The 20470-nt window shown below is 64.6% G+C and carries 19 protein-coding genes; 14 read left to right on the top strand and 5 right to left on the bottom strand.

The genetic code is table 11. From position 1 onward, the window contains the following. Positions 1–16 precede the first annotated feature (16 nt). Positions 17–934 (bottom strand): formyltetrahydrofolate deformylase, encoded by a 918-nt coding sequence (gene purU, locus ACIQTZ_RS05350; protein ID WP_402978246.1) that lies wholly within the window; start codon positions 932–934, stop codon positions 17–19. Positions 935–1068: 134 nt separating this feature from the next. Between purU and ACIQTZ_RS05345 the strand changes: the two genes are divergently transcribed. Beyond that, positions 1069–1749: a GntR family transcriptional regulator gene (locus ACIQTZ_RS05345; RefSeq protein ID WP_400335431.1), complete on the top strand. Its 681-nt coding sequence runs from the start codon at positions 1069–1071 to the stop codon at positions 1747–1749. Positions 1750–2037: 288 nt separating this feature from the next. Here the strand turns inward: ACIQTZ_RS05345 and ACIQTZ_RS05340 are convergent, their stop codons facing one another. Continuing rightward, on the bottom strand, positions 2038–2970 hold the full coding sequence (locus ACIQTZ_RS05340; protein WP_402978243.1) for a LysR family transcriptional regulator: 933 nt from the start codon (positions 2968–2970) through the stop codon (positions 2038–2040). A 159-nt stretch (positions 2971–3129) separates the two neighbouring features. On the opposite strand from ACIQTZ_RS05340, the gene ACIQTZ_RS05335 reads away from it, so the two are divergent. Further along, on the top strand, positions 3130–4434 hold the full coding sequence (locus ACIQTZ_RS05335) for an SRPBCC family protein (RefSeq protein WP_402978240.1): 1305 nt from the start codon (positions 3130–3132) through the stop codon (positions 4432–4434). Further along, entirely contained in the window at positions 4431–5840 is a 1410-nt protein-coding gene (locus ACIQTZ_RS05330) for a ferredoxin reductase (RefSeq protein ID WP_400335425.1), read from the top strand. The genes ACIQTZ_RS05335 and ACIQTZ_RS05330 overlap by 4 nt, the downstream gene beginning before the upstream one ends. On the opposite strand, the gene ACIQTZ_RS05325 is transcribed toward ACIQTZ_RS05330, so the two are convergent. Then, positions 5837–7990 (bottom strand): glycogen debranching N-terminal domain-containing protein, encoded by a 2154-nt coding sequence (locus tag ACIQTZ_RS05325; protein WP_402978237.1) that lies wholly within the window; start codon positions 7988–7990, stop codon positions 5837–5839. The two genes, ACIQTZ_RS05330 and ACIQTZ_RS05325, sit on opposite strands and share 4 nt — an antisense overlap. A 226-nt stretch (positions 7991–8216) precedes the next feature. Here ACIQTZ_RS05325 and ACIQTZ_RS05320 point away from each other — a divergent pair, with 226 nt between their 5' ends. The 8 genes from ACIQTZ_RS05320 to ACIQTZ_RS05285 all read left to right on the top strand — a co-directional run bounded on the left by ACIQTZ_RS05320 (position 8217) and on the right by ACIQTZ_RS05285 (position 15559). After that, positions 8217–8555 carry a hypothetical protein gene (locus ACIQTZ_RS05320; RefSeq protein ID WP_402978234.1) on the top strand — a complete coding sequence of 113 codons (339 nt, stop codon included), beginning with the start codon at positions 8217–8219 and terminating at the stop codon, positions 8553–8555. Positions 8556–8631: 76 nt separating this feature from the next. Next, positions 8632–10029 carry a cryptochrome/photolyase family protein gene (locus tag ACIQTZ_RS05315; RefSeq protein WP_402978231.1) on the top strand — a complete coding sequence of 466 codons (1398 nt, stop codon included), beginning with the start codon at positions 8632–8634 and terminating at the stop codon, positions 10027–10029. 174 nt (positions 10030–10203) lie between these two features. Then, positions 10204–11703 (top strand): CoA-acylating methylmalonate-semialdehyde dehydrogenase, encoded by a 1500-nt coding sequence (locus ACIQTZ_RS05310; RefSeq protein ID WP_402978617.1) that lies wholly within the window; start codon positions 10204–10206, stop codon positions 11701–11703. Positions 11704–11708: 5 nt separating this feature from the next. Next, on the top strand, positions 11709–12800 hold the full coding sequence (locus ACIQTZ_RS05305) for an enoyl-CoA hydratase/isomerase family protein (RefSeq protein ID WP_402978228.1): 1092 nt from the start codon (positions 11709–11711) through the stop codon (positions 12798–12800). Between the two features lie 66 nt (positions 12801–12866). Continuing rightward, positions 12867–13790, top strand: a complete 924-nt coding sequence (gene mmsB / locus ACIQTZ_RS05300) for a 3-hydroxyisobutyrate dehydrogenase (protein ID WP_402978225.1) — start codon at positions 12867–12869, stop codon at positions 13788–13790. Positions 13791–13827: 37 nt separating this feature from the next. Further along, positions 13828–14601, top strand: a complete 774-nt coding sequence (locus ACIQTZ_RS05295; protein WP_400270157.1) for an enoyl-CoA hydratase — start codon at positions 13828–13830, stop codon at positions 14599–14601. Between the two features lie 115 nt (positions 14602–14716). Further along, positions 14717–15022: a DUF4190 domain-containing protein gene (locus ACIQTZ_RS05290; RefSeq protein WP_397326590.1), complete on the top strand. Its 306-nt coding sequence runs from the start codon at positions 14717–14719 to the stop codon at positions 15020–15022. A 303-nt stretch (positions 15023–15325) separates the two neighbouring features. Next, positions 15326–15559: a hypothetical protein gene (locus ACIQTZ_RS05285; RefSeq protein ID WP_402978223.1), complete on the top strand. Its 234-nt coding sequence runs from the start codon at positions 15326–15328 to the stop codon at positions 15557–15559. 1 nt (position 15560) lies between these two features. On the opposite strand, the gene ACIQTZ_RS05280 is transcribed toward ACIQTZ_RS05285, so the two are convergent. Both ACIQTZ_RS05280 and ACIQTZ_RS05275 read right to left on the bottom strand, forming a co-directional pair. Next, a complete protein-coding gene (locus tag ACIQTZ_RS05280; RefSeq protein WP_402978220.1) occupies positions 15561–16256 on the bottom strand; it encodes a TenA family protein in 696 nt (231 codons plus the stop codon). Between the two features lie 66 nt (positions 16257–16322). Further along, a complete protein-coding gene (locus tag ACIQTZ_RS05275; protein ID WP_400337352.1) occupies positions 16323–17123 on the bottom strand; it encodes an IclR family transcriptional regulator in 801 nt (266 codons plus the stop codon). A 174-nt stretch (positions 17124–17297) separates the two neighbouring features. Between ACIQTZ_RS05275 and ACIQTZ_RS05270 the strand changes: the two genes are divergently transcribed. Genes ACIQTZ_RS05270 through ACIQTZ_RS05260 form a run of 3 tightly spaced genes read left to right on the top strand, consistent with a single transcriptional unit; the run spans position 17298 to position 20361 of the window. Further along, positions 17298–17801, top strand: a complete 504-nt coding sequence (locus tag ACIQTZ_RS05270) for a tripartite tricarboxylate transporter TctB family protein (RefSeq protein WP_400337350.1) — start codon at positions 17298–17300, stop codon at positions 17799–17801. A gap of 2 nt (positions 17802–17803) precedes the next feature. Beyond that, positions 17804–19306, top strand: a complete 1503-nt coding sequence (locus ACIQTZ_RS05265) for a tripartite tricarboxylate transporter permease (protein WP_400337348.1) — start codon at positions 17804–17806, stop codon at positions 19304–19306. 53 nt (positions 19307–19359) lie between these two features. Next, positions 19360–20361, top strand: coding sequence for a tripartite tricarboxylate transporter substrate binding protein (locus tag ACIQTZ_RS05260; RefSeq protein ID WP_402951639.1), 1002 nt, complete (start codon positions 19360–19362; stop codon positions 20359–20361). Positions 20362–20470 lie beyond the last annotated feature (109 nt).

Raw genomic sequence — 20470 nt, 5'->3', positions numbered from 1 at the left:
GGCAAGGGCGGGCTGGTTACCGGAAAACGACCGTGCTGGTCTGGTCCAGCAGGACGCGGTGTTCGCAGTGCCAGCGGACGGCGCGGGACAGGGCGAGGGCTTCGGCGTCCTGGCCAACAGTGGAAAGGGCGGTGGGACCGTAGCTGTGGTCCACGCGGATCACTTCCTGCTCGATGATCGGTCCCTCGTCCAGGTCGGCGGTCACGTAGTGGGCCGTGGCACCTACCTGCTTCACGCCGCGGTCGTAGGCCTGGTGGTAGGGGCGGGCACCCTTGAAGCCAGGGAGGAACGAGTGGTGGATGTTGATGGCGCGGCCTTCGAGCTTGCGGCAAAGGTCGTCGGAGAGAACCTGCATGTAGCGGGCCAGGACCACCAGGTCCGCCTGGTATTCATCCACGAGGTCCAGGAGCTTTTGCTCCGCCTCGGCCTTGGTGTCCGGGGTTACCGGGACGTGGATGAAGGGCAGGCCTGCTGCTTCGGCCATGGCGCGGTGGGTCTCGTGGTTGGAAACAACGGCTACGATTTCGCCGCCGAGGCTGCCTCCGCGCCAGCGGAAGATGAGGTCGTTAAGGCAGTGGCCGAACTTGGAAACCATCACCAGGACGCGCTGCTTGGTCTGGTCGTGGAAGCTGAACTTCATGTCGAAGCGGTCCGCGATGGAACGGAATTCGTCCTCGAGTTGCTCCGGCGAGTAGCTCGACGGTCCGGAGAAGGCAGTGCGCAGGTGCAGGGTCTGGCGCAGGCTGTCATCGAACTGCTGGTGCTCTTCGATGTTGAATCCACGGTCGAAGAGAAAAGTGGTGACTGCCTGCATGATGCCGGGCTGTTCGACGCACGACAGTGTGAGTACGAACTTTTGGGCCTGCTCTTCCTTGAGCTGACCGCGTTCAGCCGGCAGGGTGCTGAGGTGTGAGTCTGAAGCCACGAGGGTCATGTGTCCTCCTTAGATGGGTTTCCTAGATATATTCCTGAAATGCGTACTGATATATTAGGATTGAGATCAGCGTATACTGGACCTTGGAACGGGGTCAATAGGTTTTTTCGTCACCGCGGAAGGGGCTCGGCATCATGGCACTCGAAACTCTGGCACCTGCTGCGGACGCCAGCAGGAAGTCCTTGGCGGACATCGCCTACGAGAGCGTGCGTGACCGGCTGCTGACACTCGACATCAAGCCGGGCGACCTCCTCAACGACGACCAGCTTGCCAAAGAGATCGGGATTGGGCGCACCCCCGTGCGGGAAGCACTCAAGCGGCTGGAATTGGATCGGCTGGTGGTGACCTATCCGCGCCGGGGCACCTTCGCTACCCGCGTGGAAGTGACAGACCTGGCCTTCATCTCCGAGATCAGGGTCCAACTGGAGCCGGTGGCGGCAGCCAGGGCAGCCCGGGTTGCGACCCCCGCCAGCCGGGAACACCTGCGGCGCGTAGCGGCCGAAGTCAAGGCGTTCGACCTCCGCGCGGCCACGGTGGTGGAAACGCTCAAGCTGGATGCGAGCGTCCACCAAGGCATCTACGCTGCCGCGGCAAACCCGCACCTGGAAGACGTCCTGATCCGCTATGACAACCTGGCAACCCGGATCTGGTGCATGGTGCTGGACCGGCTGCCCAACCTGGAGCACCACGTCCATGAGCACGTGGATCTCCTGCAGGCCGTTATTGACGGCGATGAGGCGAAAGCGGCCGAGTTGGCCCGCGTCCACGTCAGCGGCTTTGAGCAAGCGGTGCGCCAGGCATTGTTCGCCGCCTGAGAACTGTGTCCGTCGGACACTGATCCTCTGCGTGCTATTCCCCGCCCCCAGCTGCCGCCATTTTCGCGGCAGCTGGGGGCGGGGCCCCTTTTACGCACGCTGCCGGATCAGCGTCCGCCGGTGTTCGGGCGGGGGCGGGGCCCCTTTTACGCACGCTGCCGGATCGCCACTGCCCTCAGCATGAGGTGCTGGAGTTGATCTACGACGCCGGGTGATTGCCTTTCATGGAGACCGTCCGGCGTATCGTGGGTCTCGGCGGTGTGCGCGGATGGATGCGGCGCGCCAGGTTTACGCCTCGTTCTCGGGGCGGGCCGTCAGGATCCATTGCGCCCTCTTTTGCAGGACGTCCAGTGACTCCTTGATCAGCGGCGACGACATGCTGCCCCTTCGCGCTGCGGCGACGATGCGGCGCGCCGGCTTCCCCTTGCCCGTGATGCGCAGCCGGACCACGTTTTCGGCGTTGTTCAGGGGCGCCAGGCGTGGCAGCAGGCCCACGCCCAGGCCGGCGCCCACGAACGCGATCTGGGTTTCCCACTCAACCGCCTCATGCGCAATCCGTGGCGTCACCCCCACGGCCGTGAAAGCGGCAGTGAACAGTGCGTGATAGGTGGACCCTGCGGTCTCGGTGATCCACGGTTCCGATGCCAACTCCTCCAGCGTCACGGTTTCCCGCGATGCGAGTGGATGGTCCGCGGGAATGATCACGTCCAAGGGATCGTCCAGGAGGACCGTCTGCTCGAAGCGGGGATCGTCCTCGCCATAGTTGTCCGATTGCATGGCAACGATCACCGCCAGGTCAATGCGCTCTGCCACCAGCAGGTCGAAGCAGCGGGATGGGTTGGCCTCGAGGACCTGGACCTCCAGTTGTGGACGTGTGGCGCGCAGCGTGGCGGCGAGCGGCGCAAGCAACTGGGCTGCCGCCGTCGAGAATCCACCGAGACCGAAGCGGGACTGCACCTGGTCGCCGGCCTCCATGGCTGCGGCGCGGAGGCTCTCCCACTCGGCAATGAGGGCGTCCGAGCCCTCCACCAGGAAGCGGCCCGTGGCGGTCAACCGCACACCCCGTCCGTCCTTGGTGAGCAGCTGCAAACCGAGCACGCGTTGGAGCTCGCGCAGTTGCGCTGAGACGGCCGAGGGGGAGTAGCCGGTGAGCTCTGCCGTGGCCCCGACGGTGCCGCACCGGGCGAACACCCGGAGCGTAATGAGACGTGGATCGATCATGCACCTATTGTGCATGGTTATCTACTGAATCTTGCGCTTTTGTTGCAGTTCAAGAATCCCTAATCTCTTACTACGAAGACTTCGACAACGCCGGTCGCGACGACGCACCCGCGGTCCCACGAATCACCAGACACTGACCCAGCCTCCCGGGAGGAACCCATGACTGCTCCAGCGAACGCACCCCTCAACACCCGCGGAAAACTCGCCTCAACGCTGCCTGCCGAACAGCTGGCGGAAATCTCCGCGTTGTTCGAGTTCCGTCGCACGGGTTATTCCCTCGACGCCCCGTTCTACACCGACCCCACCCTTTTCAAGATCGACATGGAAGCGATCTTCGGCCAGCACTGGATCTTCGCCGGAAGCGTCGCGGAACTGCCGGAGCCGGGCGACTACATCACGGTGGACTACGGCCCCTACTCCCTCATCGTGCTGCGCACGGATGAAGGCGAAGTCAACGTCCTGCACAACGTCTGCCGCCACCGCGGTGCCCGCGTCCTCACCGACGCTGCCGGCTCCACGGGCAACCTGGTGTGCGGCTACCACTCCTGGACCTACTCCCCGGAGGGCAACCTGATCCACGCTTCGGCTCCCGGTGAGGCGAAGTTCGACAAGAATTGCTTTGCCCTCAAGCGCGCCCACAGCCGCGAGGTGGCCGGACTCATCTTCGTGTGCATCGCCAACGAACCGCCCACGGATTTCGACGAGACCTCCAAGATTTTCGAGCCCTACCTCGCACCGCACGATCTCTCCAAGACGAAGATTGCCTACCAGCAGAACATCATCGAAGAGGGTAACTGGAAGCTCGTCATGGAGAACAACCGTGAGTGCTACCACTGTGACGGACACCCGGAGCTTGCCTGCTCGCTCTTCCCGACCTGGGGCCTGACGGAGGGCTTGATCCCCACCCACCTCGAAGAAGTGTGGGAGCGCAACAAGGAAGCCCAGTCCTCCCTTGAAGAGCGGTGCCGCCGCTATGGCCTTCCTTACGAGGTGGTGGAAGAGCTGGACACGCGTATTGCGGGCATCCGCATTTCGCGGGAATCGCTCGACGGCGAGGGCGAATCGTTCTCGGCTGATGGCCGCAGGCTCTCCAAGAAGCTCCTCGGCGACCTGCGGGACTTCCGCTTGGGCCGCTGCTCCATGCACCTGCAGCCCAACAGCTGGTTCCACTTCCAGAGTGACCATGTGATCACGTTTGGTGTCTTCCCGATCAACGAACACCAGACCCTGGTCCGCACCACCTGGCTCGTTGCCGACGACGCCGTGGAGGGCGTCGACTACGACCGCGAGAAGCTCACCTACACCTGGGAGCAGACCAACATCCAGGACAAGGCGTTCGTGGAGCTGTGCCAGCAGGGCGCGGCCAGCCCCGCCTACGAACCCGGCCCGTACATGAAGAGCGAATACCAGGTAGAGGCCTTCATCAACTGGTACGTACAGCGCGTTCAGGAGCACTTGGCATGATCGAAGTCCTCACCGAAACGGCAATCCAGGAACCGCAGCGCATCCGCGGTCTTGAGATGCCGTGGAACCGGGTGATGGGCAGCACTGAGGCGCCCGCCCGCGCTGCCCGCGCCCTGGGTCCATGGCACCCGCAGGAGTTCATGGCCGAATGCGTCGAGACCGTTCCCGAGGCCGGCGGACTGATGACGTTCGTGTTCCGTCGCACTGACGGTGCACCGCTGGCGTTCCGCGCAGGCCAGTACGTCAATATCGCCTTTCCCGTGAATGGTGAAGACCAGGATCCGGTGGACCGCAGCTATTCGCTGTCCAGTTCGCCCACGGAACCGTGGACCTTCAACATCACCGTCAAGCTCGACCCTGCCGGTCTGGTTTCACCCTGGGTGCACCAGAACGTCAGGCCGGGAACCGTCCTTGAGATGCTCGGGCCGGTGGGTGCCTTCCACCTGCCCGACGCCGACCGCCGGGCACGGTATCTGTTCCTCGCCGCCGGCGCGGGCATCACGCCCATCATGTCCATGGTCCGCACCATCCACTCGCTGCCCGGGCATGCCGATGTAGTGGTGCTCTATCACGGCGCGGAAGCCGGGGGCTTCGCCTTCCACCGGGAGCTGGCCTACATCGCCTCCGTGGACTCGCGGATCAAGGTGTTCTACTCCCTGGGAGACCGCAACAAGCCCGAAGAGTGGGAGGGACTCAGCGGACGGCTGACAGCAGCCATGCTGGACGAGGTTGCCCCCGACGCCAACGGCCGCCAAGTGTATGCCTGCGGTCCCGAGGGTTACCTGAACACCGCCACCGAACTCCTGCAGAAGGTGGGCGTGGACGATACCTCCATTTACATGGAGTTCTTCTCGGGGGACCGCCAGACGCTCCTTGAATACGCGGCCGAACTGGCACTTGCCGTGGATATCGCGGAGGAAATCGCCGAGGAGATCTCGGATTCCGCCGAGGACTACTTCGAGAGCCAACCTGCGGCGTTCGGGATCTACGAGCCCGGATACGACGCCGAAGGTACTTTGGAGGCGACCGGCCTGCCGCTGGAAACCGTGGAACCGGAAACAACCGGCCCGGAGGCCCCTGAAGCCAGCCCGGAGCCGGAAGCGGCAACTCCGGATGCCTCGAATTTCGACACCGTGGGAACGGGCAGCCTCACCATGTCCTTCCTCCGTACGGGCATCAACGTGCGGATCGATCCTTCCGAGCACATCCTGGGGGTGGCCCAGCGTGCGGGTGTACGGATTGGTGCCAACTGCCAGGAGGGCATGTGTGGCTCCTGCAAGGTGGTCAAGCTGTCCGGCGACGTGGACATGAACCACCAGGGCGGAATCCGGAAACGGGAAATCGATGCCGGCAAGTTCCTGCCCTGCTGCTCCACGGCGCAGACCGACCTGGTGATCGACGCCTAGCCCTGCGGCTTTCCCTGGTGCGCCCACTCCACCAGCTCGGACATCCACGGACGTTGTCCGCGGTGGACCGTGAGGCCGTCGGGGATGCCGTGGACCGTGGCTTGGTCGCCTGAAGCGTCGATCGTGATCCGGGCATCCCCCATGGGGGCGTTGCTGATGTGGAGATCCCCGAATTCGCGTGGAAGAACGGGATCAAGCCAGATGCCGCCCAGGGAAATGTGCGTGTCATAGCGCATGAGCGAGGTGACCACGTGGATGGGTGTGGTGGCGGCCCACGCTTGCGGTGAACAGGCCGTGGGGTAGGGAACGGGTTCCGTGAACTGCCCCCGGTCGAAGCCGCAGAAGAGCTCGGGCAACCGTCCGCCGGAGTACTCGGCGGCTTCCAGGAGCGCAGTACCGATCCTCTGTGCCTCCTCCACGTACCCGTAGCGCAGGAGACCGGACATGATCAGGGCATTGTCGTGCGGCCAGACCGACCCGTTGTGGTAGCTGGCCGGGTTGTAGGCGGCCATGTCCGTGGCGAGGGTCCGGACGCCCCAGCCGCTGAACATCCTGGGCGACATCAAGTGCTCCACCACGGATGGAACCTTGTCCTCATCCATGAGCCCGAACCAGAGGCAGTGGCCCATGTTGGAGGCGCAGGCATCCACGGGCCGTTTGTCCCGGTCCAAGGCCACGGCGTAGTAGCCCTTGTCCGGCAGCCAGAAGTCTTCGTTGAATCTTTGCTTGAGGCGATCCGCGCGTTCCCGCAGCTCATTCGCCAACGCGAGGTCGCCGTCGTCGTAGGCCATCCAGGCGCGCGCCACATAGGCGCCGTGCACGTACGCCTGGACCTCGGCGAGCGCGATGGGCGCCTGCGCCAGCGTGCCGTCCGCAAAGTTGATGCCGTCCCAGGAGTCCTTCCAGCCCTGGTTGATGAGGCCGTGCTCGTTGGGCCGGCCGTACTCCACGAAACCGTCGCCGTCCCGGTCGCCGTAGTTCCGGATCCAATCGAGGGCGCGGTCCGCGTTGGGCAGGAGGGCGGTGATGGTGTCCTTGGAGAATCCCCAGCGGCTCACGGAACCGAGCACCACCACGAACAGGGGAGTGGCATCCACGCTGCCGTAATAGGCGGAGTTCCCTTGCAAGGCCTGCCCCGTGCTGACATCCAGGCGGACCTCGTGCAGGATCTTGCCCGGCTCTTCCTCGGTCTCGGTATTGACCTCGGTGCCTTGCCGGTCAGCGAGCGTCCGCAGCGTGCCCAACGCCAAGGACGGGTCAACCGGCAGGGCCATCTCCGAGGCCCACAGCGAGTCGCGCCCGAACAGCGTCATGAACCAAGGGGCGCCGGCAGCCACCACCACCCTGTCCGGATGGTCCGGATCCTGGATGCGCAGGGCGCCCAGGTCCTCGTAGCTGCGGCGCAGCGTGCGCTCAATGGACCGGTTGCCGATCTGCAGGGCGGGGATTTTCGCAACCCATTCCTGCCGGCGCCGGTCACTCGGTGACAGCTCGCCGCCGGCCGGATGGGTGAACGGGACCGAACTCCCCTCCAACGTGGGGGCGACGCTCACGTGCGTGCTCCATTTACCGAACGCCGGAACCGTCACCCTGAAGCCCAGGGCCTTGGCCCCGACGCCTGCGCCCTCGGCCCGGATGACCACCGACTTCCTGATGCCCTCCCAGACGCCCCGGATTTCCAGCGAGTCGTTCTCGATGCGCCGGGTCTCATGCCAGTCGCGCGTGATGCGGGCTTCCTTGACCTCGAACAGGTCCGCGAAGTCGGCCTCGACCACCAGGGTGATGCGGCATTCGGCGGGCTGCCTGGAGTAGTTGCGGACCGTGATTTCCTCGAGGATCCCGGCGCCCACCTCCCGCAGGCGTTCCACCAGCAGCGGGCTGTCGGCGTAGCCGTCGGCGCGTGGAACGCGGCAGGCGAAGAGCGCCCGGTAGGGTTCCTTGGTCTCCGCTGCCAGGGATTCCAGGGGCTGATCGTTGATGGTCAGTTCCCAACGGGAGAGGATCCGGGTATCCAGGTGGAACACGCCGTGCGGAAGCTCCGGCCGGATGTCCCCGTTGGAGGCAGAGATGCAAAAGGACGAGCCCTCAACCAGCGTGACGGTTCCGGAACCCAAGGGACCGGCGGCCGTGTCAGCATTCCATCCAGCCACGTGAAGCTCCTTATTAAGCGTCGGCAGGGACGTACTCGACGCTACGCCGGAGGACCCTCGGAAACCAGACCCGCCAGGCCCCGGAGGCGCCAAATTGCGGCGCGGACGGTCGCAACCGAGAGTTAACCTTCGCCCCGGCGTGTGGGCGGAGAATTGCGTCTATAGTGAGACTTGCAGTACTCGCTGATGCAGACCGGCGGCCCTTTTATGGCCGGAGGCCTATCCAATGACCGATACCCAAATTGGCGCATTCCTGCGGGAGTGCGTTGTGTACGAAGAAGACAGCGAAGAGGGCCTGGACCTCGATGCCCTGTACGGCCTTTACATCAGCTGGTGCGTCCTGGGGAACAAGATTCCCGTACCTGACAGCGCCTTCCGCACTTCCATCCGGCTCAACGGCGTCAAGCACCACAAGCGCGACGGCAACCGTTACTACCCGGGACTGCGCATGGTGGGTGCCGCCGCACGCGACTACGTCCTGAACAGCGTGCCCGCAGCCTACGAGGTCAGCGTTCCCCCTGTGCCGTTGACCGATGACGACGAGGCCCTCCCGGCTGCCGTCTGAGTGTTCGCACAGCAGGTGCCCCTAAGATGCCTTCTTAGGGGCATTTGCCGTTTCTAGACCCGGAAGTGGGACTCAAGTGAAGCCATCCATCGTCTGGTTCCGTGACGATCTCAGGGTCCGGGACCATCCCGCCCTGCGTGCCGCCGTCGACGATGGAGCGGCCGTGGCCCTCTTCGTCCTCGATGAAGAATCGCCGGGAATCCGCCCCCACGGCGGCGCCGCACGGTGGTGGCTGCACCACTCGTTGACGGCCCTGCGCGAGGACCTCGACGCGCTCGGCATTCCGCTGCTGCTGCGCCGCGGGCCCGCTGCGGAGATCGTCAGGAAGACCACGACGGCGGCAGGTGCCGGCGCGCTGTACTGGAACCGGCGCTACGGCGAAGTTGAACGGACCATCGACGCCGATATCAAGTCGTGGGCCGGCGATGAGGGGCTCCATGTGGAGAGCTTCCAGGCATCCCTGTTGCACGAACCGTGGAAGGTATCCACCAAGACCGGCGGCCAGTACAAGGTCTTCACCCCCTTCTGGAAGGCCATCTCCGGGCTGGACTTCCGCAAGCCGTTGGCCATCCCGGCCAAGGGGCACGGTTTCACTGGCGACCTTCCGGCCTACGAGGACCTGGAATCGTGGCACCTCCTGCCCGCCGGGCCGGACTGGGCGGGTGGCCTGCGGGAGCGCTGGACCCCTGGGTCGGCTGCGGGACACCAACGTTTGAAGGCATTCGTGGCACAGGGGCTGGACGAGTACAAGGAAGGCCGCAACCGACCGGACCAGGACGGGAGCAGCAGCCTGTCGCCGTATCTTCGCTGGGGCGAACTCAGTCCGTTCGAGGTGTGGCATGCGTTGGGGGCCAAACGCTCTGAAAGCGCCGGAATCTACGCTTCCGAACTGGGCTGGCGGGAATTCTGCTGGCACCAGTATTTCCACAATCCGAACCTGGCTACGGCCAACCTGCGCACCGAATTCGACCGGTTCCCTTGGGCCTGGCCAGGTGGCTCAGGCCACGCGGAAGGCGGCATGCACCCCGGCCACGAGTCGGCCGCGCAGGAACTCCGGGCCTGGCAGAAGGGGGAGACCGGCTTTCCCATGGTTGATGCCGGGCAGCGCCAATTGTGGCACACCGGTTGGATGCACAACCGGGTGCGCATGGTGGCCGCGAGCTTCCTGGTCAAGAACCTCGGCATCCATTGGCAAGTGGGCGAGCAGTGGTTCTGGGACACGCTGGTGGATGCCGATCCGGCCTCCAATCCGGCCAACTGGCAGTGGGTTGCCGGCTCGGGAGCGGATGCCTCCCCGTTTTTCAGGATCTTCAACCCGGAGGCGCAGCGGACCAGGTTCGATCCGCAGGGTAAGTACATCGCCCACTGGATTCCGGAGTTCGGGACACCGGACTATCCGGAGGAAATCGTTGATCTGAAGACCACCCGGCAAGAGGCCCTGGAGGCGTACAAGGAGCTGAAGGAGGTGAACTGACGCCCGCGTGGCTGCACGCATGGTGCCCTCTGGAAATTAGTAGGAAGTCCGAGTATATTCGGGTTCAGAGATGATCTGGATCACAGTTGGCGACGTCTTGCCGTGGTGCTCCAGCCAGGCGCCACAGCCGATCGGCACGGCGATCATTCACGAATGCAAAGGAGCATTTCCACCATGGTGCGCGAGCTTTCACACTATGTAGACGGGCAACGGATCGACGGCACATCCGGCCGCTTCAGCGACGTCTACGATCCCTGCACGGGCGAGGTCCAGGCCAGGCTCCCGTTGGCCGACGCGGAGGAGGTCCGCAACGCCATAGCCAATGCGGAGAAGGGCCAGCTCGAATGGGCCGCCATGAACCCGCAGCGGCGCGGTCGGATCCTGCTGAAGTTCGTGGACCTGGTCAACGAGAACATGGACGAGCTCGCCACACTCCTCTCCTCCGAACACGGCAAGACCTTCGCCGACGCCAAGGGCGACATCCAGCGCGGCATCGAAGTGGTGGAGTTCTCCGCGGGAGCGCCGCACCTGCTCAAAGGCGAGTTCTCGGACAGTGCGGGGCAGGGAATCGACGTCCACTCGCTGCGCCAGCCGCTGGGGGTGGTTGCCGGGATCACGCCGTTCAACTTCCCGGCCATGATCCCGTTGTGGAAGTCGGGCCCTGCGCTCGCCGCCGGCAACGCCTTCATCCTGAAACCGTCAGAACGCGACCCCTCCGTACCGTTGCGGCTTGCCGAGCTTTACAGCGAAGCAGGCGTCCCGAACGGCGTCTTCAACGTCATCAACGGCGACAAAGAAGCTGTAGACGCCCTGCTTGAAGACCCGCGGGTCAAGGCCATCGGGTTCGTGGGTTCCACTCCGATCGCCCAGTACATCTACGCGACGGCGGCGGCGCATGGGAAGCGCGCGCAATGCTTTGGCGGGGCGAAGAACCACATGGTGGTCATGCCCGACGCCGACCTGGACATGGCTGCCGACGCCCTGATCGGTGCCGGGTACGGTTCCGCGGGCGAACGCTGCATGGCCATCTCCGTGGCGGTTCCGGTGGGGCAGGAAACCGCAGACGCCCTGGTTGCCAAGCTGGCTGAACGGGTCAAGGACCTCCGTGTGGGGCACAGCATGGACAAGGACGTGGACTTCGGCCCGGTGGTGGCGGCCTCGGCGAAGGAACGGATCGAGGGCTACATCCAGTCCGGCGTCGACGAAGGCGCCACCCTGGTCACGGACGGCCGCGGCCTCACGGTGGACGGCTATGACGGCGGCTTCTGGGTTGGCCCCACGCTTTTCGACAACGTCACCAAGGACATGAAGATCTACAAGGAGGAGATCTTCGGTCCTGTCCTCAGCATCCTGCGCGCCGCCGACTACGACGAGGCGCTCCGGCTCTGCAGCGAACACGAGTTTGGCAACGGCGTCGCAATTTTCACCCGCGACGGCGACGCCGCCCGCGACTTCGCCAGCCGCGTCGAAGTGGGCATGGTGGGCATCAACGTTCCGATTCCGGTGCCGATCGCCTATTACACGTTCGGCGGCTGGAAGGCCTCCGGATTCGGCGACCTCAACCAGCACGGCGCCGATGCGTTCCGTTTCTACACCAAGACCAAGACCGTCACCTCGCGGTGGCCCTCAGGCATCCGCCAGGGCGCCAGCTTCGTGATGCCGGCAGGCAGTTGATGGGAGTGGCGGGCAAGGAAACAGAGCAGCAGGAGGAAGAAGTCCTTTTTGAGCGACGCGAGCACCTCGGCATCGTGACGCTCAACCGGCCCCGGGCAGTCAACGCCCTCAATGCGGGCATGGTGAAAGCCATGCTGCAGCAGTTGGCTGCCTGGGCTGATGACGATTCCGTCCGGACCGTCCTGGTGCGGGGCGCCGGTGACCGCGGTCTCTGTGCCGGCGGCGACATCGTGGCCATCTACAAGGACATGCTGCACGGCGGCACGGAAACGGCCGAATTCTGGGCGGACGAGTACCGGCTCAACGCCCTGATCGCCGGCTACCCCAAGCCGTACGTTGCGTTCATGGACGGGCTGGTCCTCGGCGGCGGCGTTGGTGTTTCGGCGCACGGTTCCGTCCGGGTGGTCACCGAGCGGACGCGTACCGGCATGCCGGAAACCACCATCGGGTTCGTGCCCGACGTCGGCGGCACCCTCTTGCTGTCCCGCGCACCCGGCGAGGCGGGAACCCACGCCGCGCTCACGGGGGCGCACCTGAGCGGCGCGGACGCCATTTTCCTCGGGCTTGCGGACTCGTTCGTGCCGTCCGAAAGCCTCCCGGCACTCGCCGAAGCGCTGGAAAGCTCGACGGCGGCAGACGCCGTCGGGCGTTTTGCCCACGCCGCGCCGGACTCGCCGCTGGCGGCCCAGCGGGAGTGGATCGATTCCTGTTACGCGGGCGATGACGCGGAGGAGATCGTCCGGCGTTTGCGTGGGACCGGCGGCGAGGCCTCTGCTGCCGCGGACACCATCGAGGGCAAATCGCCGACGTCGGTCAAGGTCACCTTGGAGTCGCTGCGGCGCGTGCGGGGGCTGTCCGTTGAACACGGTATGACCCTCGAAGAAGCGCTCGACCAGGAGTACCGCGTGGGACTTCGTTGCCTGTCCGGTCCGGATTTCCGGGAAGGCATTCGCGCTCAGGTAGTGGACAAGGACCGCAATCCGCAGTGGAAGCCGGCGTCGCTCGCGGAGGTCCACGCGTCCGACGTCGAGGCCTACTTCGCGCCGCTCGGCGAGCGGGAGTTGGGGCTGGCAGTCGGGCAGGTCCAAAGCAATTGAGCCAGTCCAAAGCAGTTGAGCCAGTCCAATCGGTGTGAGCCAGTCCAACCCAGTTGAGGAGACGAAATGACAGAGAACGCAGCATCAGCAACGGGACTCATCGCTTTCCTCGGCCTCGGCCATATGGGCGGTCCCATGGCGGCCAACCTGATCAAGGCCGGGCACGATGTGATCGGTTATGATCCCGTCCCGGCAGCTGTGGAAGCGGCGAAAGCGCACGGAGTGCCCATGGCGGATTCGGCAGCCGACGCCGTATCCGGGGCGGCCGTGGTCTTGACGATGCTCCCCAGCGGCAAGCACGTGCTGGACGCCTACCGCGGAGTAGGCGGGCCAGGGCTGCTCTCCGTTGCCGGGCCGGACACGCTGTTCCTGGACTGCTCCACCATCAACGTCGACGAGGCCCGGGAAGCTGCATCGCTGGCCGTGGACGCCGGCCACCGTTCGGTGGATGCTCCCGTGTCCGGTGGAGTGGTGGGTGCTGAGGCAGGGACCTTGACGTTCATGGTGGGGGCCTTGCCGGAGGACTTCGACACCGTGAAGCCCATCCTTGAACTCATGGGCAAGCGAATTGTCCACTGTGGCGACCACGGGGCGGGGCAGGCCGCCAAGGTGTGCAACAACATGATCCTTGGCGTGTCCATGATCGCCGTGTCCGAGGCGTTCGTGCTCGGTGAAAAGCTGGGGCTCACGCATCAGGCCCTGTTCGATGTTGCATCCAACGCCTCAGGGCAGTGCTGGGCGCTGACCACCAACTGCCCTGTTCCCGGTCCCGTGCCCACCAGCCCTGCCAACCGCGATTACCAGCCCGGGTTCGCCGGGGCCCTGATGGCCAAGGACCTGCGCCTGGCGGTGAATGCCCTGGAGAGTACGGGGGTCGCGGCTGAAATGGGTCCATTGGCCTCCCGGATTTACGATGCTTTTGCGGCAGGAGACGGTGCGGCACGGGATTTCTCCGGCATCATCACCGATATCCGTGAAAAGTCTGAGTGAGGATTTGTTGGTGACCATTGCTGTGGAGAGGGAGAGCATGACGTTCGAGAACATTCTGGTGGAACGCCGGGGCCGGGTTGGCCTGGTGACACTGAACCGGCCGTCGGCGCTGAATGCGTTGAACACGGCGCTCATGAATGAACTCGTTGCGGCGGTGACGGACATGGACCGGGATCCGGGCGTGGGCGCCGTGGTTGTCACCGGGTCCGCCAAGGCCTTCGCTGCCGGTGCCGACATCAAGGAAATGTCCTCCAACAGCTACATGGAGATGTACGCGGCCGACTGGTTCCGGCACTGGGAGGACCTCACGCGTTTGCGGATCCCGGTCATCGCTGCTGTTTCGGGGTTCGCCTTGGGTGGTGGCTGCGAACTGGCGATGATGGCAGATTTCATCATTGCCGGGGACAACGCCAAGTTCGGCCAGCCGGAGATCAACCTGGGCGTGATCCCGGGGATGGGCGGCTCCCAACGCCTCACCCGGGCCGTGGGCAAGGCGAAAGCGATGGACATGGTCCTCACGGGGCGCTTCATGGAAGCCGACGAGGCTGAGCGGTCCGGACTGGTCTCGCGCGTGGTGCCCGCCGCCGAGGTGGTGGACGAGGCGTTGAAAGCGGCCGAGGTCATCGCCTCAAAGTCCAAGCCGGCTGCGATGGTGGCCAAGGAGGCCGTCAATGCGGCGTTCGAGATGGGGCTCGCGCAGGGTGTGGTCTTCGAGCGCCGGGTGTTCCATTCGCTGTTCGCCACCGAGGACCAAAAAGAAGGCATGGCCGCGTTTGCCGAAAAGCGGCAACCGGAGTTCAAACACCGTTGAGTGGCCCGCTGTGCGCGTCATTTTTGGGTTGGGGCGCGCACAACAGGCCTTGCAACGCGGAATCGGCGAGTGCCCCGGTTAGACTCCTTGGCACGGACCAAATGGGGAGAGAAACATGTCAATGGAGAGTGTTCGCGCCGAATCGTCGGAAACCGGAGCCGAGCCCGCAGGGGAGAGCCAGCCGGTCAACAACCTCGCCATCGTCTCGGCGGCCATGGCGGCGCTGGCGGTCGTGGGGTTGTTCCTCGCCGGCATGGCCATCATCGCCGTGTTCGTAGTGGGCGCCGGGCATGTTGCGTTGAAGCAGATTGAGCAGCGCGGGGAGCGCGGACGTCCCTTCGCCATCTCGGCTTTGGTGGTCGGCTACGGAATCGCGGCCCTGTCCCTGGTCTCGGCGCTCATCTACACCTTTACCCGGTAGGGCGCAGCTCACTGGCCTTTCTGCGTCACTAATAGCCCATTCCGGCACTAATCGGGGGCGGGCCGTCATGAGGGCGGGCCCCATCGACCGTGAACGGGGATCTCCATGACGTGGCAATTCTGCGACAACCACCGCTGCCCGGACAGTTGGCATTGGACCGACCTCGCGGGGGTCCTGGAGCAGTGCCCCAGCCTGGACCATACCGAAGAGCCGGCCCCCATGGTCCATTGCTAAGTATGCTGATAATATAGGCGTGCCGAGACAGAAGACGTACAAGGACTGACCTGCCGGGGGGTGTCAGTAATGACGGAGCGGAAGGTTCCGGACGTGGTGAATCAGGAGAGTGTCCGGCGGGAGGCGACGGACATCCTCGCCGAAGGTGACCTGACCCTGACTGACCTGTGGATCGAGTTCTTTGCCCGCGGTGGCATGGCAGGCGCAGAAGAGTTTGAAGCCTTCATCCAAGGCATCATGCCGGTGGAAAGCACTGATCTGCAGATCCTCGACCTCACGTTGGTGGAGCTGCAGAGTCCCTGACTCAGTGGACGGGCGAGGACTCCAGCGCGGCGTCAAAGAATTCACGTTCCAGGCGTACCGCCTCGCGGAACGTCATGGCAACGCGCCCGCGCGCCTCGGCGGATACGGGCTCGACGGCGTCGAATTCCTCGCGCAGCCAGGTCACCCACGCGTTGTACCCGGGGTTGTTGTGCAGGCGGATCCAATCAGCATGCTTCGGCGCGGCCGGCCAGGTGGCGATGTCCCCGGCCCGCGCGGCCCAGTCGCCATACAGCCATTCGGCGACGAGCAGGACGGCAAGGACGTCCGGGTAGGAGCGGGTGTCCAGCGCGCTGCGCATCAGCGCGTCGAAGGAACGGGTGGTTGCTCCCAGTTCCGGTGCGAGCCTGTCCTCTTCCGGGACGCCGAGTTGGTCGAAGCTGTCGTGGAAATAGGTGTTCTCATCCGAGGCGAAGGCGCCCAGGACCTTGGCGAACACCAGCCGCGACGGGAGCGATGGCGCTGAGGCAACTGCCTGGCCCAGGAGTGCGGTGAAGGCATCGCAGAACTGGTAGTCCTGCACCAGGTACCGGCGGAGGTCCTCGTCCTCGAGGCTGCCGTCGATCAGCCGGTCAACGAAGGGATGGTTGACGGCCGCATCCCAATCGGCGGCGGAGGCGTCCTTCAGTTCGTCGGCAAAGCCCATGCGTGCGTGCTCCTCTTCTTGGGTGGTTGGCAACTGACTGGCATTTGTGGTGGTTTTCAGCGCTGGGAACAACCACAAGTGCCGGTCAGTTGGGTGGGGCTAGTAAACAGATCCCTGCAGGATTTCGGACAATCGGCCGGCCGCACGCTTGAGCTCGGGAACCCCGGCCTTGAGTGCTTCCTCCGTGGCGGTCTCCACGGGACTGGTCAGGGAGATGGATTCGCTGGGCCGCGCGGTGGGGTGTGGAACTGCGACGGCCACCGAGAGCACGCCGGTGGCCCGCTCGTCCTCCGAATAGGCGAAATCAACCCCGTCCTGGGGGAGGCGGCTGCGGAGTTCCTCCACCGTGAAGGTGTCCTTCTCGTGGCCTGCCGTGATCGCCGCTGCGGTCACTTGGTCCAGCTCGGCATCAGGTGCCGCCGCCAGCAGGATTTTGCCGGCGGCTCCAACGGTGAGGGGTAGCCGCTTGCCCAAGGGTAGGTCGTAGCGCAGCGGAGATTCGCCGTCGACGCGTGCCACCAGGATCCGTTCAAAGCCGAGGCGGGTGTACAGCGAGGCCGTAAGCCCGGTTTGGGTGGCCACCTGCTGCAGGATGGGCCGCGCGGCGACCACCAAAGGATCGTTCTCCAGGTAGCTCCGCGCTGCGGGCAGTACTGCCGGGCCAATGCGATAGGACTTGTCCGTTTGGCTGACCATGCCGAAGTCCTGCAGGACGCGCAGGATCCGCAATGTGGTGGGAAGGCTCATTCCGCACGTCCGGGCAAGGTCGCTCAGCCTCTGCGGGCGTTCGGCCCGCTGCAGCTCGGCAAAGACTTCCATGGCCCTGGAGAGGGAACGCATGTTGGCGGCCTTGGGGCCGTCCTCGGCTGCGCCGGCTGAGTGCGTGGAGCTCACGGTCATCCTTTCATTCTATGTAACTTCCTTGCGCTTGACATGCATTGTGGCTCCTGTCACTATTTCTTCATACGCAATGTTCTTTCATTCTATGAAATGAAGATCCGCACAATGTAAGCGTTGAAACGGACTCTGACGGTCTGCGGAATGCAAAGAACCACCAAACGTAAGAAGGAAACCATGACAACGGAGTCACTTATCGCCGAGCCCCGGGCCAAGGGGCGGGTGGCGAAATCCGTGCTCGCGGGGATTGGCGCTTTCGTCGCAGTCGGCGTCTATGTCCTCATCAGTTCCATCGGCCTCGGCCTCTGGACCACCCTTGGGCCCGGGCCGGGCTTGTTCCCCTTTGCCATGGGCGTCCTTCTGGTGGCCATGTCCGGCATCTGGCTCGTCCAGGAGCTCCGCAAACCCAGCGAAACGCCCGGGGGAGTGGACGGCGGGCTGGTGATTGCCGTCGTCGTAAGCCTGGCGGTACTGGCCGCCGTCCTTGACCTGCTCGGCTTCCAACTGGCCATGTTCCTGTTCCTGCTCTACCACCTCAAAGTGCGTGGGCGCCGGGGCTGGATCTCCTCGCTGATCATCGCGCTCGCGGGCAGCGTGGGGGCCTTCTACGCCTTCAACTACGGGCTCAACGTCGCCCTGCCCACGGCGGGCATCCCCTTCCTGAACTCGATCGGACTCTAGACGTGGACACACTCAACGAACTGCTTGGCGGCTTCGCTGCGGCGATGACCTGGCAGAACCTGATCTTCGCCTTCCTCGGTTGCCTGCTCGGCACCATCATCGGAGTGCTGCCGGGCATCGGTCCCGTGGCCGGCGTCGCGCTGCTCATCCCGCTCACCATGAACCTCGATGCCACCGGGGCGATCATCATGCTGTGCGCCATCTTCTACGGCACGGCCTACGGCGGAACCATCACCAGTGTCCTGCTGAATACCCCCGGCGAAGCAGCCTCGGCGATCACCACCATCGACGGCTATGCCATGACCAAGATCGGCAAGGCCGGAGCGGCCCTGACCATTGCCGCCGTCGGGTCCTTCGTGGGCGGAACCATCGCCACGCTGGGACTCGTGGCGGCCGCGAAGCCGCTGGGTGAGATGGGCCTGCTGGTTGGCCCGCCGGAATTCTTTGCCTTGATGGTGGTGGGCATCTCGCTGCTTGTTGCACTGGCCGGGAAGTCCATGGTCAAGGCGCTCATTTCCGGAGCCTTGGGCCTGCTGATCTCCATGGTGGGCATCGACCCCGTTGCCGGCGCTCCCCGGTTCACCTTCGGCTCGGACAACCTGCTGGACGGCGTCAGCTTCGTGGCGGTGATTGTGGGCGTATTCGGACTATCGGAGATCCTCTCCTACCGGAAGGGGGCCACGGCGGACACCGTCCACGCGCCCGGCTTGAAGTCGCTGCTGCCCAACCGTACGGAGTGGCGCCGCAGTGCTCCGTCCATGGCGCGCGGCACCGGCATCGGATTTGGCCTGGGACTCATCCCCGGCATGACGGGTTCGGTGTCCTCGCTGCTGGCGTACGGTGCCGAGAAGAAGTTCTCCAAGCACCGCAACGAGCTGGGACACGGAGCCATCGAGGGTGTCGCGGGACCGGAAACGGCCAACAACGCCCACGCCAACGCAGCCCTCATCCCGTTGTTTACGCTGGGCATTCCGGCCTCGCCCACCATCGCCGTGCTGATGGGCGCGTTCCTGCAGCAAGGGCTGACCCCGGGTCCCACCCTCTTCACCGAACACTCCGAGATCGCCTGGGCCATCATTGCCAGCCTGTTCATCGGCAATCTCCTGTTGCTGCTCCTGAATGTTCCGCTGGTGGGCCTCTGGACCTCCATCCTCCGTGTGCCGGCGTCCATCCTGACAGCCCTGATCCTGCTCTTCATGGTGATCGGTGCCTACACCATCAACTTCAATGTCTTCGATGTGTTCGTCATGATCGCGTTCGGACTGCTTGGCCTTGCCCTGCGGCACCTCGATATTCCGCTGGCCCCCATGGTGCTGACGCTCGTGCTCGGGCCGCTCATGGAGAGGTCCCTGCGCGAGTCGCTGGAGATCTCCCAGGGCGACTTCGGGATCTTCGTAAACCGGCCCATCTCCATGGTGCTGATCGGGGTGGGGCTCCTCATTGTCCTCAGCCCGCTGCTCAAGCTCCGTAAGCCCAAGGCGCTCACCGAAGACCCGGAAACGTAAACAACCCTTCATCGCCACGTTCTACCCGCAACACTTCAAAGGAGAAGACCCCCATGCCCCGTGTACGCATCGCTGCTGCCTTCGCAGCCGTAACCCTGATGGCCCTCACCGGCTGTGGCGCCAACGCCGGCGCAGCCAACAATGCCGCCGACGACTTTCCCAAGAAGGGCAAATCGATCGACTTGATCGTCTCCTTCTCGTCCGGCGGCGCCGTGGATACCGCGGCCCGGCTGGTCCAGCCCATCCTCGAAAAGGAGCTCGGCACCAACGTCGAGGTCATCAACAAGCCCGGTGCCGGCGGACAGATCGGCTACACGCAGCTCACCAGCGCCAAGCCGGACGGCTACACCATTGGCGCCACCGGTTCGCCGTCCGTCGTCGTTTCCCCGCTGGACCCGGCCCGCGGCGCCAAGTACACCCGCGACAGTTTCCAGCCACTGGGACGCCAGGTCATCGACCCCACGGTCATCGCGGTCCAGCCGGACAGCCCGTACAAGACGCTCAAGGAGCTCCTTGATGCGGCCAAGGCCAAGCCCAAGTCCATGACGGCCAGCACCACGGGGCTGCAGACCGGCGAACACTTCGCGCTGGCCCAGATGCAGGAAACCACCGGGGCGGAGTTCGCTCCCGTGCACTTTTCCGAAGGCGCCTCCCAGGCAACCACGGCCTTCCTCGGCAAGCATGTGGACATCCTGGTGGCCAACGTCAGCGACGTCACGGACCTGTCCAAGCAGGGCAAGGCACGTGTGTTGGGTGTCATGACGGCCGAGCGTGCGCCCTCGCTTCCGGACGTGCCCACGTTCAAGGAATCCGGCTACGAGCTCGAGGCCGGCACGGTCCGTGGGTACTCAGCGCCGGCAGGCTTGCCGGACGCCGTCGCCAAGAAGATCGAAGCAGCCCTGCAAAAGGCGATCGAAGATCCCACAGTGGTCCAGAAAATGAAGGACCTCGGCCTGCAGACGAGCTACCTGAACGGCTCCGACTACAAGCAGTTCTGGGCCTCCCAGGAAGAGGACTTCAAGAAGGTCCTGCCCTTGGTCCAGAAGAAGGACTAGTCCAGAAGAAGGACTAGTCCAGAAGAAGGACTAGCCCAGAAGAAGGACTGGCCCAGAAGAAGGACTGGCCCGGAAGAAGGACTGGCCCGGCCGGGCACAACCCTCCAGA

Source organism: Paenarthrobacter sp. NPDC090520, assembly GCF_044769205.1.
Classification (GTDB): domain Bacteria; phylum Actinomycetota; class Actinomycetes; order Actinomycetales; family Micrococcaceae; genus Arthrobacter.
Note: the sequence above shows the minus strand (reverse complement) of the source record. Positions and strands in the feature narration are given on the sequence as shown.

Bases quoted from the DNA above. Each gene is read 5' to 3' on its own strand.
- purU (WP_402978246.1), bottom strand. From the start codon at position 934: ATGACCCTCGTGGCTTCAGACTCACACCTCAGCACCCTGCCGGCTGAA.
- ACIQTZ_RS05295 (WP_400270157.1), top strand. From the start codon at position 13,828: ATGACGTTCGAGAACATTCTGGTGGAACGCCGGGGCCGGGTTGGCCTG.
- ACIQTZ_RS05285 (WP_402978223.1), top strand. From the start codon at position 15,326: ATGACGGAGCGGAAGGTTCCGGACGTGGTGAATCAGGAGAGTGTCCGG.
- ACIQTZ_RS05330 (WP_400335425.1), top strand. From the start codon at position 4,431: ATGATCGAAGTCCTCACCGAAACGGCAATCCAGGAACCGCAGCGCATC.
- ACIQTZ_RS05270 (WP_400337350.1), top strand. From the start codon at position 17,298: ATGACAACGGAGTCACTTATCGCCGAGCCCCGGGCCAAGGGGCGGGTG.
- ACIQTZ_RS05345 (WP_400335431.1), top strand. From the start codon at position 1,069: ATGGCACTCGAAACTCTGGCACCTGCTGCGGACGCCAGCAGGAAGTCC.
- ACIQTZ_RS05335 (WP_402978240.1), top strand. From the start codon at position 3,130: ATGACTGCTCCAGCGAACGCACCCCTCAACACCCGCGGAAAACTCGCC.
- mmsB (WP_402978225.1), top strand. From the start codon at position 12,867: ATGACAGAGAACGCAGCATCAGCAACGGGACTCATCGCTTTCCTCGGC.
- ACIQTZ_RS05275 (WP_400337352.1), bottom strand. From the start codon at position 17,123: ATGACCGTGAGCTCCACGCACTCAGCCGGCGCAGCCGAGGACGGCCCC.
- ACIQTZ_RS05260 (WP_402951639.1), top strand. From the start codon at position 19,360: ATGCCCCGTGTACGCATCGCTGCTGCCTTCGCAGCCGTAACCCTGATG.
- ACIQTZ_RS05320 (WP_402978234.1), top strand. From the start codon at position 8,217: ATGACCGATACCCAAATTGGCGCATTCCTGCGGGAGTGCGTTGTGTAC.
- ACIQTZ_RS05310 (WP_402978617.1), top strand. From the start codon at position 10,204: ATGGTGCGCGAGCTTTCACACTATGTAGACGGGCAACGGATCGACGGC.
- ACIQTZ_RS05290 (WP_397326590.1), top strand. From the start codon at position 14,717: ATGTCAATGGAGAGTGTTCGCGCCGAATCGTCGGAAACCGGAGCCGAG.
- ACIQTZ_RS05340 (WP_402978243.1), bottom strand. From the start codon at position 2,970: ATGATCGATCCACGTCTCATTACGCTCCGGGTGTTCGCCCGGTGCGGC.